At 65.3% G+C, this 16093-nt stretch carries 4 protein-coding genes; 3 read left to right on the top strand and 1 reads right to left on the bottom strand.

Annotation, left to right across the window (positions count from 1 at the left end; genetic code table 11):
* Positions 1–62 precede the first annotated feature (62 nt).
* Entirely contained in the window at positions 63–1481 is a 1419-nt protein-coding gene (gene gnd / locus KBB96_RS14725; RefSeq protein WP_211630206.1) for a decarboxylating NADP(+)-dependent phosphogluconate dehydrogenase, read from the top strand.
* Positions 1482–1659: 178 nt separating this feature from the next.
* Entirely contained in the window at positions 1660–2592 is a 933-nt protein-coding gene (locus KBB96_RS14720) for an endonuclease/exonuclease/phosphatase family protein (protein WP_211630205.1), read from the top strand.
* Positions 2593–2640: 48 nt separating this feature from the next.
* On the opposite strand, the gene KBB96_RS14715 is transcribed toward KBB96_RS14720, so the two are convergent.
* Complete coding sequence (locus KBB96_RS14715; RefSeq protein ID WP_211630204.1) at positions 2641–3618, bottom strand: alpha/beta hydrolase family protein; 978 nt, start codon at positions 3616–3618, stop codon at positions 2641–2643.
* 333 nt (positions 3619–3951) lie between these two features.
* Here KBB96_RS14715 and KBB96_RS14710 point away from each other — a divergent pair, with 333 nt between their 5' ends.
* On the top strand, positions 3952–16044 hold the full coding sequence (locus tag KBB96_RS14710) for an autotransporter outer membrane beta-barrel domain-containing protein (RefSeq protein WP_211630203.1): 12093 nt from the start codon (positions 3952–3954) through the stop codon (positions 16042–16044).
* Positions 16045–16093 lie beyond the last annotated feature (49 nt).

Below are 16093 nucleotides of genomic sequence, written 5' to 3'. Positions count from 1 at the left end.
AGGGGTTGCTTGCAAGCAATCCGTGTCCTACACCCCCGCCCGCCTCCTAACTCCATCACACCATGAGCAACAGCGATTTCGGACTCATTGGTCTGGCCGTCATGGGCCAGAATCTCGTCCTCAACGTCGAATCCCGCGGCTTCCAGGTCTCGGTTTACAACCGCACCACCTCCGTCACGGACGAATTCGTCGCCGCCCATCCGGACAAGAAGCTGGTCGGCTCGAAGTCCCTCGAGGAGTTCGTGCAGTCCCTTGCCTCCCCGCGCAAGATCATGATCATGGTGAAGGCCGGTGGACCGGTGGACGCCGTGATCGAGCAGCTCATCCCGCTCCTCGACAAGGGTGACATCATCATCGACGGCGGCAACTCGCTCTACACCGACACCGAGCGCCGCGACAAGTGGCTCGGCGATCTCGGTTTCCGCTTCATCGGTGCCGGCGTGTCCGGTGGTGAGGAAGGTGCCCGCAAGGGTCCGTCCATCATGCCCGGCGGCCCTGCCTCTACCTGGGATGTGATGAAGCCGATCTTCGAATCCATCGCCGCGAAGGTCGATGGCGAGCCCTGCGTGATCCACATCGGCCCCGGCGGTGCCGGCCACTATGTGAAGATGATCCACAACGGCATCGAGTACGGCGACATGCAGCTCATCTGCGAAGCCTACAACATCTTCAAGGCCGCGGGCTTCACCCCGGCCGAGCTCGCCACCGTCTTCACCGACTGGAACGAAGGCGACCTCGAGTCCTACCTCATCCAGATCACTTCGAAGATCTTCGAACAGGTCGACCCGGAAACCGGCAAGCCGCTCGTCGATCTCATCCTCGACACCGCCGGCCAGAAGGGCACCGGCAAGTGGACCATCATGAACGCCGTCGAGAACGCCGTCGTGATCTCCACCATCAACGCCGCCGTGGAAGCCCGCATCCTGTCCTCCATGAAGGACGCCCGCGTGGCCGCTTCCTCCAAGCTGCACGGCCCGAAGGCCGAGATCTCCGCCGAGAAGGCCGAGCTGGTGAAGAAGGTGCATGACGCGCTCTTCGCCTCCAAGATCATCTCCTACGCGCAGGGCCTCGACCTGATCGCCGCCATGGGCAAGGAAAAGAACTGGGGCCTCGATCTCGGCAAGATCGCCGCCATCTGGCGCGGTGGTTGCATCATCCGCGCCCGCTTCCTGAACCACATCACGGACAGCTACCGCTCCAACCCGGAGCTCAGCAACCTGATGCTGGCCCCGTACTTCACCGACCTCCTCAACGAGTTCCAGCAGAACTGGCGCGAAGTGATCGCCACCGCCACCCTCGCGGGTATCCCGGTGCCGGCCTTCTCCGCCTCCCTCGGCTACTACGACAGCTACCGCAGCGCGGTGCTGCCGGCGAATCTGCTCCAGGCCCAGCGCGACTTCTTCGGCGCGCACACCTACGAGCGCACGGACAAGCCGCGCGGCGAGTTCTTCCACACCGAGTGGCCGGAAGTCATCGGCTGATCGGTGGCGGGGCTTTTCAAGGGCCCAGCCTCTGAAAACTTCAAAGGAGCCGTGCTCGCGCACGGCTCCTTTTTTGTTCGGGCGGTGTGGCACTTTCGCCGAAACGGTTGGCAGTTGCGTCGGAAGCGAAACATTCCGGGGCGATACCAGTGTAGGTTCCTCGATGATCATCCGATGGTTGCCCCTGCTCACCTCGCTGCTTTTGTTCGCACGAGTCTCCGCCGCTGAACCGTTGCGTGTCCTGCTGTGGAACGTCCAGCGCGGAGCCAACTACTTCGAGGACGGGCCGGAGAAGACCGTGAAGGTGATTCGCGATTCGAAGGCGGATATCGTGCTGATGCAGGAGAGCTACAAGAACTACAGGCTCGGGGTGAAGCTGGGACCGTGGGTGGCGGGGGAGCTCGGATGGCATTCCTACCAAGGAGACAGCGACCACCTCTGCGTGCTCAGTCGTTTTCCCATCGCGGAGACCTTCTATTATTCCTCCTATCACGGCATCGGGGCGCGGATTCGTGCCGCCGAAGGTAAGGAGTTCCTCGCATGGGCTTGTTGGATCGACTACCGCGCGAATGTCAGCCAACGTTTGATCGACAGGCCGGAGAGCACGGTGGATGAGCTGCTCGCCTGCGAGACAAAGGAGTCATCGCGAACCAAGGAAACCTTGGACCTGATCGCCCACTTGAAAAAGACCGGCCATCTGGACACGAAGCTGCCCTTGCTGGTTGCAGGGGACTGGAACTCGCCCTCGCATCTGGATCTCGGTGAGTCGACCAAGGATCTTCACGGCGGCAAGGTGATCCCCATTCCGGGAACGATCGCCTTCGAGAAGGAAGGCTTCATGGATGCCTACCGACGGATTTTCCCGGACGTGCGCCAGCATCCGGGACTCACCTGGTCGCCCTTGCAGAAGGTGAACGGGGATGCCGGGAAGGAAGAAGCGCAGGCTCGGATCGACCGGCTCTATGTGCGGAACGCTGGCCTGCGTCCCACGGCGGCCCGGATTTTTCCGGAGCAGGAGGAGAACCCGGGAATCCCGCAATCCCAGAGGAAATTTCCGAGCGATCACGCGGCGTTGCTGATCGAACTGGAATGGGAGGATGCGGCGCCATGACCCGGACATGTCCGGAGCTGGTTCTGGCCGCTGCCATCGGCTTTGGAATCAGAGCGTGGCCTTCCCGTTCTTCTCCCATTTGTCCGCAGGAATCAGAACGGACTTCGCGCCCTCGCCGTTGAGCCAGGCCTTGGCGTCCTTGTCGTTCTTCAACTCGGCATCCCAGAAGGCGGTGGTGAGCGCGAGAATGGCGCGGTGGTAGCGTGGATCTTTGGGTGCGGCACCAAGCAGATCGCGCTCACCGAAGGTCATATGTACGCCCTTGTCGAAGACCACCTGCCATGCCGGGGCATTTGAGAGTGCTGGAAAGACCTTCAGGCGGTCTTCCGCGCTGGTATTCCCGATCGGGCTGGTATCTCCGGTGCCGGTCATCAGCAGGCAGGGGACTTTGATTGAGCTGAAAGCTTTGGCCGGGTCACCGGCGGCAGGCGGACTGGGGCTCATCATCACCGAGGCCTTGATGCGCGGTTCCAGAAAGGAAGCTCCGCCCAGTGGATAGGTTTGGCCGGACACGACCTGGGTGGTCACCGCGCCGAACGAATGGCCGGACATGCCGAGGTGGGAGAGATCCATGCGACCGTAAAGCGGATGGGCCCTGTCCGCATTCCACGCCGTGAGGGTATCAATCACCGCCGGGATGTCCTTGCCGCGCGCGACGAGATTTTCCAACGAGGCCGCCTTTTTCAGCTCCCCCATCCGTCCGACGAGCGGGGCGTTCTTCCACACTGCCTCGTCGCTGCCCGTGTGTTGGATGAAGACGACCACATAGCCGCGCGCGGCCCAGTGGTTGCCGAGATAGGGATTGTTGTCCCTTGATCCACCGAGACCATGGGAAAACAGAATCACCGGTGCCGGTTTCGATGTGGCCGGAAGATAGATGCGGACAGGGATGACGCGGTCACGCGTGGTATCCTTCATGTCGAAGGTCTTCGACTCGATCTTCGCTTCCGCGACCCTGAGTGGATCATAAGCACCCCTCAAGGTGAGTACGGAAACCAGCAGTGCTGCCAGGATGCGGAAGGTCATGAAGGGAAAACCCGCCTGAAGACGGGAAGTTGTGCGCGGCCAAAGCCTCGAAGGTCTCCGTAGGAGCTACGTGAGTGTAAAATGCACGGTGATCTATAAAACACGGTGACCTATAAGATATTCGTCCGGAAACAGCTTTGCTGGAAGCCACTGATCCTGATAAGGAAAACTCACCCCCACCCTGACACCACCTGTCCTGTTAGACAGTGGTCGGTCTTATGTCCCTCAGCGGGGGGGATTTTTGCACGTTTTCCGCACCCTCACCCTTCACCCTCCCCAACCACCATGTTCGCCTCAGATTGTGGCCGCGCACAGGCCATTCGTGCGCTTGCGATGAGCACCGTCGTCATTTCGATGTCCTCCACCGCGTGGGCAGCCGATCCGGATCCTTCGCAAGCCTCCACGCTCGGTCAGACGGTCAACAACCCGGCGACATCTTCGAGCACCACGGTCACCGCGCTGATCAAAGACCCGACGGGCACGCCCACCGCAGGCACGGTGGCCTTCGTGAAAACGGCGGACGGTTACATCTTCCTCGTGAAGGCCGTGGGCGACGTCATCTACAACGGCGACAATCCGCCCCAGGGCTTCACCATCCAGAGCAAGGACACCACCGCCAAGACGGTGACCCTCGTTCCCTTCCCGGCGGACCCGGACCCGGCCAAAAATGGTACGGCCACTCTTCCCTATCAGGCTCTGGCCACCAACACGAGCATCGATGGGCTGCTTAATCCAGGCGGAGGAACCGCGGGTTCCGCAGCCGTGGCCCCCGCCGTGGTCGGCGGTGCCGCAGGCGTGAAAATCGTCGGGGTGGGTGCGGGCGGTTCCAACGGTCGCGCTGGTGCGCTGGTCGTGCCACCTTCCTCCGGTGGCAATGGTGCCACGGGACCCAACGTCTCGAACACGAACACCACCGTCATCTCAACCACCAACCAGATTGGCGTCGAAATCGGCAGCCTCGGCGGTAACGGAGGTAACGGTGGAAGTGCCTACCTCTCCGTCTGGAGCGGTCGCAACGGCGGTGACGGCGGCAAAGGCGGAAACGTGAGCTTCACCAACAGCGGCGGTATTCAGATCGCCACGACGGGAGACGACAAATACGGCGTCTTCGCCTACAGCCGCAGCGGTGCCGCAGGTGCCGGTGGCTCCGGATATGGTGCTCCGGGCGGCGGATCGGGCGGTGCGTCCAGCGATGGCGGCAGCGTCACGGTCGACAACCAGGGCAATATCATCACCACCGGCAAGGGTGCCTATGGCATCTACGCCCTCAGCGTCGGCAACAAGGGCGGCGGCGGCGGCAGCCAGTGGGGCATCGTCGGCGCGGGCGGTTCCGCAGGTACCGGTGGCAATGGCGGTGCGGTGTCCGTGACGAACTCGGCGGGTGGAACGATCTCCACTTCCGGGGAGCAGGCCCACGGGATTCTCGCTCAGAGCATCGGTGGCTCCGGGGGCTCGTCCGGGACAACCGGAAACCTCATTCTCTCCCTGCAAGGCTCCTCCGACAACGGTGGCAATGGCGGCACCGTGACGGTGACCAACAACGGCTCGATCCTCACCACCGGCAAAGAGGCGAAGGGCATCTTCGCCCAGTCCATCGGTGGCGGTGGCGGCTCTGGCGGCACCGCCGGCGGCCTGATCGCTCTCGGCGGTTCCGGTTCCAATGGCGGCAGCGCCAGCACGGTGACGGTCACCAATGGTTCGACCGGTTCCATCACCACCACCGGACTCAGCTCCGATGCGATTTTCGCCCAGTCCGTGGGCGGCAGCGGTGGCTCCGGCTCCAATGCGGGCGGCCTGGTGGCTGTGGGTGGCAGTGGCAGCTCGGCTGGCAGCGGCGGTGTGGTGACCGTGGAAAACTACGGCACCATCTCGACCAGCCAGGACAATTCCCGCGGCATCGTGGCCCAATCCATCGGCGGTGGCGGCGGTGATGGCGGCAATTCCGGCGGCATGGTCGCGGTCGGTGGCAAGGGCTCGGGCGGCGGTTCCGGCTCCACGGTCACCGTGAAAAACGGCGGCACGATCACGACTCTCGGCAATGACTCACGCGGTATCGTGGCCCAGTCCGTGGGTGGCGGCGGTGGCAATGGCGGCAGCACCGGTTCCGTCGGTGTTTTCGCAGGCGTCGCCGTCGGTGGTTCCGGCTCCACCGGTGGCGCAGGCGGCAATGTGAACGTCATGCTCCAGGGCGTGGACGTGAACAACGCGTCCCTCATCAGCACCAGCGGTGATCGCTCCACCGGTGTCTTCGCCCAGTCCGTGGGCGGTGGCGGTGGCAGCGGCGGCGGTGCCGTCCAGGTTTCCGTGGGCGTCGGCTTCGCCGGAGCTTTCGCGGTCGGTGGCCAAGGCGGCAAGGGCGGCGCGGGCGGTGTGGTCAATCTGACCAAGGGCACCGGCTCCAGCGTCATCGAAACCGACGGCGTCGATTCGGCGGGTGTCTTTCTCCAGAGCGTGGGTGGTGGCGGTGGCAATGGCGGCTACTCCGTCGCGGTGGCGGCTTCGGGCGGCCCGGTGTCCGGTTCCCTCAGCGTTTCGGTGGGTGGCAATGGCGGCACGGCTGGCGCGGGTGGTGAGGTCAGCGTGGGTTCCTTTACGGGCACCGGCTCCCTCATTTCCACTGGTTTCGACGGCAGCATTTTGACCAAGGACGAGCGCTCCACCGGTTTCTTCGCCCAGAGCGTGGGTGGCGGGGGTGGCAATGGCGGTCTGGCGGTGAGCGCCGCAGGCAGCGGCTCGCTGGCCTTCAGCGGTTCCATCGCGATCGGTATCGGCGGTGAAGGCGGTGGCGGTGGCAATGGTGGCAAGGTTTCCGTCGGCATCGGTGGCAACATCACCACCCAGGAGGATAACTCTACCGGCCTGCTGGCCCAGTCCGTCGGCGGCGGTGGTGGCAATGGCGGCGGCTCCATCGCTGCCTCGCTCGCCGGTTCCGGCGGCGGTTCGGGAACCATGAGCCTCGCCATCGGTGGCAATGCGGGTACCGGCAGCACCGGCGGCGACGTCTGGCTCGCCACCCGCACCGGCACCGTCACCACCGGCGGTGAAAACTCCACCGGTATCATCGCCCAGTCCATCGGCGGCGGCGGCGGCAACGGCGGCTATTCCATCGCGGCAGGTGCCGCAGGCGCGGGCGTGGGCGCGGGTGCTCTCGACATCGGCCTCGGCGGCAAGGGTGGCGGCGGCGGCGCGGGCGGAACGGTCCTCGCGGATCTCCAATCGAATGTCAGCACGGCCAAGAACAACTCCGGCGGTATCCTCATCCAATCCGTGGGTGGCGGCGGTGGCAACGGCGGGTTCAACGTGGCAGCCGGTGCGGCTGGTGCGGGTACCGGCAGCGGTGCGGTCACGGTCGGCCTCGGGGGCAAGGGTGCCACCGGCGGCATCGGCGGAACCGTCACCGCGTCCTCCACCGGTAAGATTGATACGTTGGGCGACCACTCGGCGGGCTTTGTCGCCCAGTCCATCGGCGGCGGTGGCGGCAACGGCGGCTACAGCGTGACCGTCGCCGGTTCCGGCGCGGGCGTGGGCAGCGGCGCGGTCAATGTCGGCCTCGGCGGCAGCGGCGGCTCCGGCAATGACGGTGGCATCGTCACCGTGAATACGTCTCTCGGCAAGATCACCACCAAGGGCTCCGACTCCATCGGCCTGCTCGCCCAATCGATCGGCGGCGGCGGTGGCAATGGCGGCTTCAGCGTGGCGGTCGCCGCGTCCGGCGCGGGCACCGGCAGCGGCGCGGTCAATGTCGGCCTCGGCGGCAGCGGCAGCGGTGGTGGCGATGGTAAGAAAGTCACGCTCACCGCTTCCAACGACGTCAGCACCTCCGGGAAAAACTCCGCGGCGGTCGTGGCCCAGTCCATCGGTGGCGGTGGTGGTAGCGGCGGTTTCAGCGTTTCCGGAGCTGGCTCCGGCGCGGGTACTGGCAGTGGTGCCATTGCGGTCGGCCTCGGCGGCAAGGGCGGCAGCGGCGGTGACGGCGGCGACGTCAAGGCGACCATCTCCGGCGACATCGACACCCTTCTCGAAAACTCCGCCGGCATTCTCGCCCAGTCCATCGGTGGTGGTGGTGGCGATGGCGGGTTCAACATCAACGCAGCCATCTCCGGTGCGGGCACCGGCAGCGGTAGCATCGGCGTGGGTCTCGGCGGCAACGGCTCGGGCGGCGGTGACGGCTATCTCGTCGACGTCAGCTCCAGCGGCACCATCACGACCAAGGGCAACAATTCCACGGCCTTCATCGCCCAGTCCATTGGCGGCGGCGGCGGTAACGGCGGCTTCAACGTGAACGCGGCCGTCTCCGGTGCGGGCACCGGCAGCGGTGCCATCGGCGTGGGCCTCGGTGGCAGCGGTGCGGGCGGCGGCCATGGTGGCATCGTGATCGCCAAGACCAGCGACTTCATTTCCACCACCGGCGACAAGTCCGGTGGTATCCTCGCCCAGTCCATCGGTGGCGGTGGCGGCAACGGCGGCTTCAATGTGAACGTCGCCGGTTCTGGCGCGGGCACCGGCAGCGGTTCCGTTGGCGTCGGCCTCGGTGGCAGCGGCGCGGGCGGTGGTTACGCCATGAGCGTTGATCTCACGGTCACCAACAACGTCATGACCACCGGCAAGAACTCCGCCGGTATCATCGCCCAATCGGTCGGCGGAGGTGGCGGCAACGGTGCCTTTGATGTCACCGCCTCTCTCTCCGGTGCCAGCACCGGCAGCGGTGCGGTGGGCGTGAGCATCGGTGGCAGCGCCGGAACCGGCGGCTACGCGGGCGCGGTCACCACCAGCGTGACTGGCAGCGTTTCCACCGCCAAGGATGGCTCCGCAGGGATTCTTTCCCAGTCCGTCGGCGGCGGCGGCGGCAATGGCGGCATGTCCATCGCCGGCGCGATGTCCTTCGCCAGCACCGGCACCGGCGCGGTCAGTATCGGCCTCGGCGGCTCGGGTGGTGAAGGCAGCTATGCGGGCAAGGTCATCAGCGGCGTCACCGGGGATGTTTACACCGTCGGCAACGACAGCGGCGGCATTGCGGCCCAATCCATCGGCGGTGGCGGCGGCAACGGTGGGATTTCCATCAGCGGCTCGATCGCCGCGGCCAAGACCGGTGCGGGCGCGCTCGCCTTCGGTCTCGGCGGCTCGGGCGGCAAGGGGGGCAACGGTGGCGAAGTCGAAAACACCGTGACCGGCTACGTGCAGACCCAGGGCAACCACTCCACCGGCATCCTCGCCCAATCGCTGGGCGGTGGCGGTGGCAATGGCGGCCTCAATGTCAGCGGAGTCTTCACCGCGTCCAAGCAGGGCAGCGGTGCCCTCGCGATCGGCATCGGCGGCCTCGGTGGTGACGGTGGCAACGCCATGTCCGTCACCAACACCGTCACCGGCGGCACCGTCACCACGGGTGACTACTCCGATGCCATCGTCGCCCAGTCACTGGGTGGCGGCGGCGGCAATGGCGGCCTGAACGTCAGCGGCGCCGTGAACCTCAGCAAGGAGAATGGCGGCAGTGTCGGCATCGGTGTCGGCGGCTTCGGTGGCAATGGCGGTGATGCCCTGGATGTCACCAGCACCATCAAGACCACCACGGCCCACAACCAGATCGGCACCACCGGAGATCACTCCTCCGGTGTCGTGGCGCAGTCCATCGGCGGCGGCGGCGGCAACGGCGGCACCAACGTCACCGGCGCGGTCAACGTCACCGGCAAGAACGGCGCGGCCATCGGGGTCGGTGTCGGCGGTTTCGGCGGCGGTGCGGGCAATGCGGGCAAAGTCACCGTCGATGTCGCCGGAGACATCATTACCATGGGCAACCAATCCCACGGCATTCTCGCCCAATCCATCGGTGGCGGTGGCGGCAACGGCGGTACCAACGTCTCTGGCACGATCGCTTTCACCGCGGCCTCTTCCGGTCCGGCGAAGACTCTTGCGGCTTCCATCGGCGTGGGTGGTTTCGGCGGCGGCGGCGGCTATGCCGGTGCGGTGGATGTGAAATACGACGGCACCATTTCCGCGCTGCCAGGCACCTATCATCCGCCCGTCACCGATCCGGTGACCCACGTGGTGACCCCCGGCTATTTCGAACTCCAGGAAGACGGCGAAGGCTCGAACGGCATCGCGGCCCAGTCCATCGGCGGCGGTGGTGGCAATGGCGGCCTCAATGTCAGTGGCGGCCTTTCCTTCGCCCGCGGCGAGGGTGACGCCTACGGCATCATGGTCGGTGTCGGCGGTTACGGCGGCGACGGTGGCGACGCCGGCAAGGTCGACGTCCTTGTCACCGGCGGCGAAAGCATTTCCGCCTACGGCGCGGGTCACTCCGGCATTCTCGCCCAGAGCGTGGGCGGCGGTGGCGGCACCGGTGCCACCAATGTCAGCGGCGGCATCGTTTCCGATTCCCCGCTGGTGGTGGGCGTCGGCGGCTCCGGCGGCGATGCCGGTGTCGCGAAGGACGTCAAGGTCACCGCGACCGCGGACATCTACGCTTCCGCGAAGGATTCCAAGAACATGGCTTCCGCGGGCATCATGGCCCAAAGCCTCGGCGGCGGTGGCGGAAACGGTGGCCTCAACGTCAGCGGCAGCATCGCCATCGCAAAGGAAAGCACCGTGCCCGCCATCACCGTCGGTGTCGGCGGCTCCGGTGGAGCGGGTGCGATCAGCGGCGATGTGACGGTCGATCACACCGGTAACATCACGACCTCCGGCAACTGGATTCACGGCCTGATGGCGCAGAGCATCGCCGGTGGCGGTGGCAATGGCGCTCTCAACGTGACCGGCGCTTTCAACTGGTCTGACTCCGACAACTCGGGCGGCAAGAAGGATATCACCGTGGTCGCTGGCGTCGGGGGCACCGGCGGCAAGGGCGCGGACGCGGGCGACGTCAAGGTCACCCAGAACGGCATCGTCACCACCAAGGGCGACAATGCCCGCGGCGTGGCCGCCCAGTCCATCGGCGGCGGTGGCGGCAACGGCGGCATGAATGTCACCGGCGTCTTCAGCCGCAGCAGCTCGCCCATTTCCGTGGGTGTCGGCGGCACCGGTTCCGGCGGCGGCCATGCAGGCGCTGCGGAAGTCATCCGTGGCAGCGAGACCGCCTCCACCGGCACGATCACCACCGACGGCAAGAACGCCTACGGCATCGAGGCTTCCAGCATCGGCGGCGGCGGTGGCGATGCCGGCATGAATTTCAACGCGGGCGTCACCATGGCGGGTAAGAACCCGGACGATGGAGGTTTCGTGGCCAACTTCGCGATCGGTGGTGCCGGTGGCGAGGCGGGCAACGGCGGCAAGGCGAAGGTGACGAACTACAGCGATATCCTCACCAAGCAGGACAAGAGCCACGGCATCATCGCCCAGTCCATCGGTGGTGGCGGCGGCAATGCCAACTTCAACCTCTCCGTCACCTACGGCGGTTTCGAGGACCCCTCCAAGAAAAACAAGACGCTCGGTTTCGCCCTCGCGATCGGTGGCGCTCCCGGCGATGGCGGTCACGGTGACACCGTGGACGTCATCCAGGTCGGCGACATCGAGACCTTCGGAAAACAATCCTACGGTATCCTCTCGCAGTCCATCGGCGGCGGCGGTGGCAATGCCGGCATGGATCTCGCCATGGCCATCACCAGCGGTGGCGGCGGTTCGATCACCGTCGGCCGTATCGGTGGCATCGGTGGTTACGGTGGTGATGTCACCCTGTCCTCCGATGGCAGCGTGCTGACCCACGGCGAGGGCTCCTTCGGCATGCTCGCGCAATCCGTCGGCAATGGCGGCGGCAATAGTTCGTCCACCTCCGTGGCCATCACCGGTCCTGATACCGACGACAACCCCGCCGAGTCCGCATCCGTCTCGGTCGGCCTTGAAGGCGGCGAGGGCGGCTACGGTGGCAGCGTTCTTCTCACGGCCGAGGGCTTTGTCGATACCCACGGCAAGAACGCCCACGGCATCTTCGCCCAGTCCATCGGCGGTGGTGGTGGCAACGGCGGTTCCGCCAACACCTTCGGCCTCAGCAGCGCCACCATTGGTGTCGCGGTCGGTGGCAAGGGTGGCACCGGCGGCTACGGCGGCACTGTGACAGTCAAGAGCAACGCCCAGGTCCGCACCTATGGGGACGGCTCGGTCGGCATCCTCGCCCAATCCGTGGGCGGCGGTGGCGGTACCGGCGGCATGTCCACCGCAGGCGGCCTCACTTCCAAGGTCGACGGGCTTTCCGTCAGTGTCGGCGGTGAAGGTGGTGCGGGCATGTATGCCGGCAAGGTGACCGTCGAGAACGGCGGCATCGTCATCACCGATGGCGTCGGCTCCCACGGCATCCTCGCCCAGAGTCTCGGCGGCGGCGGCGGCAACTCCGGCATGGCGATCAACGCCATCCTGCGCAACACCCAGAAGGATCCGACCAACGGCGGCATGATCACCGTCGGCGGCAAGGGTGGCAGCGGCGCGGTGGGTGGCGAGGTCGTGGTGACCAACACCGGCGGCATCGGCACCAGCAAGGAAAACTCCATCGGCATCTTCGCCCAGTCCATCGGTGGCGGTGGTGGCAATGCGGCCACCGTGGTGAGCAGCAATGTCACCGGTTCCGCGGGTGGCAACAACCTCAGCATCACCGTTGGCGGCAAGGGTGGCACCGGCGGTGCCGGCGGCAAGGTCACCGTCACCAACAAGACCAACGACGATGACGACAGCGGCAAGATCATCACCGTGGGCAATTACTCCCATGGCATCGCTGCGATGAGCATCGGCGGCGGCGGTGGTACCGGCAGCACCGCGGTCAGCGTGCTCCGCCCGACCAAGGGCACCTCCGCGGACGCCACCACCAATGCCTTCCTCTTCAACCTTGGCGGTTCGGGTGGCAGCGGCGGCACCGGCGGTGTCGTAACCGTCGACAACCAGGGCTCCATCACCACCTACGGCTACAAGGCCCACGGTATCCTCGCCCAGTCCATCGGCGGCGGCGGCGGCAATGGTGGTGTCAGCGTCACCGGCGATCTCGCCCTCGGCAAGAAGCCCGATGACAACACCGGCAAGGTGGTCTCCATGGCCCTCGGTGGTTCTGGTGGTGATGGCAACGATGGCGGCAACGTCACCGTTGAAAACAGTGGCTCCATCGAGGTCTTCGGCAAGAGCGCTTATGGCATCTACGCCCAGAGCGTCGGTGGCGGTGGCGGCGATGGCGGCTTCGCGGCCACCCTTTCGCGCAACATCCTCTTCAATCCGAAGACGGACATGGCGAAGTCATTCATGAACATCGGCCTCGGCGGTTTCGGCGGGGACGGTGGCAATGGTGGCAACGTCACGGTGAACCACACCGGCTCGATCATCTCCCACGGCGACAATTCCTACGGCATCTTCGCCCAGTCCGTCCGCGGCGGTGGTGGCAATGCCGCCTACGAACTCACCGCTCCCACCTGGATGGCGGCCGATCTGGTCATCGAAGGCGCTCTCGGCGCGCGCGACGGCACGGCGGGCACCGCAGGCACCGTCACGATCAACACCATCGGCACCATCGTGATGTCCGGGAAAAACAGCACCGCGCAGCTCGGCCAGTCCATCAACGGTGGCGGCGGCAACGTCGATCTGTTCCTGGACGTCAGCAAGCACGCCGTCGCCCTCGGGGATGATGGCGTGGAGCTCCCACCCGATGGCGGTGATGTGGACACGGTGATGGGCTTCATCAAGTCCACCGTCAAACTCGGCACCGACTTCGCAGCGGACTCCGCTGCCAGCGCGGTGGAAGCCACCCACGTCGGCGACCTCTACACCTCTGGTGAAAAGGCCATCGGTTCGCTCCTGCAATCCATCGGCGCGGGCGGCGGCAATGGCACCCAGGAAGTCGTGGTCAACACCAATGCAACGGTCGATCTCAACCTCGCCCTCGGCAGTACGGATGCGACCAACAGCGCGGGTGGCGACATCAAGTCCACCCGCACTGGCAAGGTGATCACCACCGGCACGGATTCCGGCGGCGTCGAGGCCCAGTCCATCGGCGGTGGTGGCGGCAACCTGTCCGTGAAGGTCGTCCGCGTTCCGGATCTCACTCCGACCGCGTCCGCCATGGCCGCCTTCGGAGCTCCGTCCGGACCGGTTTCCATCCCACCGCCAGTCGTCACTCTGGCCTCGCTCGGGGCTGATGGCGGTGCCGCGAACAATGGTGGCAACATGGTCTTCCTGACCGCGGGCGATATCGGCACCACCGGGGATCGCTCCTACGGCGTGCTCTACCAGAGCATCGGTGCGGGCGGTGGCAAACTGAACCTCGTCGGACTCGAAGCCCTCGAGCTTTCCCTCGGCGGCAAGAACGGTGCCGCTGGCAATGGTGGCAACATCACCCTCGACAATACCGGCATCATCTACACCGAGGGTGAACTCGCCCACGGCCTGATCCTCCAGTCGATCGGCGGTGGCGGCGGCCTGGCCCTCACCGACCTCGACCCGGCGAACATCTCCATCGTCAAGAACACGACCAACACCGGCAACGGCGGCATCCTCGATCTCACCCAGAAGGGCGATGTCATCGTCCATGGCGACCGCTCGGTGGCGGTCATCGCCCAGAGCCTCGGCGGTGGCGGTGGTTTCGTGGATGACTTCTTCTTCGGCAGCTCCGGGGGCACCGGTTCCGCCGGAGCCATCACCCTCCGCATGCGTGGCAATATGGTGGCGGATGGCGAAGGCGGTGTCGGCATCTTCGCCCAATCGCAGGGCGGCGCTGGGCAGGGTAATATCGAAATCGATCTCGCCGCGGACAAGTTCCTCTACTTCGGTGAAAACGGCACCGGCGTCAGCTTCTCCGGCGGCGCGGCGAACAAGTTCGTCAACAACGGCACCGTCTCCGGCAAGGATGGTCTGGCTGCCTGGAGCGTGAAGGGCACCGATGGCGGTGAGACGGTCGAGAACAACGGGGACTTCTTCGGTCAGGTCGATCTCGGCGCGGGCGCGAACAAGTTCGTCAACCACACTGATGGCGTCATGGTTCCCGGTCCGCTGTTCCTCCTTGGAGCCGCCGCCAACCAGCTCGTCAACGATGGCATCCTGCTCCCGGGCAACATGCTCCTGGCGCAGCACACCGATGTAACCGGCAGCTTCACCCAGAGCGATACCGGCAAGACCTACGCCGAACTCGACTTCGGAACCGAAACCATCGACCAGCTCTACATGACCGGCACCGCCAGTCTCGATGGCAAGGTGGATGTCAGCCTGCTCAATCCGCAGCTCGTCAAGTCCGGCCACTTCCAGAAGGTGCTCTATCACGCGGACGGCGGCGTCACCAACGATGGCCTGGAGCTCGTCACGGCTCCCTCCATGGTCATCAACTACCAGATCCTCTACCCGACCGGTAAGGACGCGATCCTGGACTACAATGTGGACTTCTCGCCCTCAGGCAAGCTGGGTCGGAACCTCGCCACGGTCGGCAGCTACATCAACCGCATCCAGGACGCCGGCAGCTCGCCCGCGCTTGCGGACACGGTGGTCAAGCTGATGTACGATCCCACCATCCAGGCCTACAAGGAGTCCCTGTCGATGCTCACTCCGGATTTCTACGCGGAGCAGCAGGCCGAGGTTCTCCGTGGCAGCCAGCGCTTCGGTGAAACCCTCTTCGATGGCGGTGCCTACCGCTACGGCAAGAAGGGCCGCCTGCTGTGGTTCGACTTCGAAAGCTCGGATACCGTCCATCACGGTTACGATGACTACAAGACCGTCCGCCAGAACTCCAATGGCTTCGCCATGGGCTTCGAGCACGAGCTGAAGGATGGCTGGATCGTCGGAGCTGCGGCCGCGCTGGAGGAAAACACCGCGGGCGGTTATGACGGACGTTGGAGAGCCAATGGTGACACCGAACGCCTCGGTGCCATCGTGAAGCGCGATTTCAGCGGCACTGAGATCGCTGGAATTCTCTCCTACAGCTGGAACCAGGCACAGTCCCGTCGTTCGGGTGCGGTCACCTCGCCGTTCTACACCCATGTCGACCGCGACCTGCAGGCCCTCACCGCCATGGTCCGCGTTTCGCATGAGTTCAACAACGACGGGCTCTACATCAAGCCGATGATCGACTTCGGCGCTTCCCGTCTGAGCGCCGAGTCCGCCACCGAGACCGGTGCCGGAGCCACCAGCCTCGTTCTCGGACACTACAACGAAACCCACGCGTGGGTCCGCCCCGCGATCGAGTTCGGTAAAGTCATTCCGTTCCAGTCCGGAGCGGAACTCCGTCTCCACGCGGAAGTCGCCTACCAGCACTTCCTCACTCCGGACCACACCGATGTCATCGCCGGCTTCGCCGGTGCTCCGCGCGGAGTGGCTCCGATGGATCTGCAGGTGCAACTCGGCTCCGTGGGCAGCGTGTCCTTCGGTGCGGACGTGATCTTCGTGAACGAGGTCAGTGTCGGTATCGATTACACCAAGGCCTTCGCCCAGAATTACGACCTGGATTCCGTCAATTTGAAGGTCAGCACCACCTTCTAAGAGGACGCTGGAGCCATTTCGCCAGTCAGGCCCCGGAGCGGATGCTCCG

It is taken from the genome of Luteolibacter ambystomatis (assembly GCF_018137965.1).
In the GTDB taxonomy this organism is placed as follows: domain Bacteria; phylum Verrucomicrobiota; class Verrucomicrobiia; order Verrucomicrobiales; family Akkermansiaceae; genus Luteolibacter; species Luteolibacter ambystomatis.
This window is presented reverse-complemented; position numbering and strand designations above follow the sequence as displayed.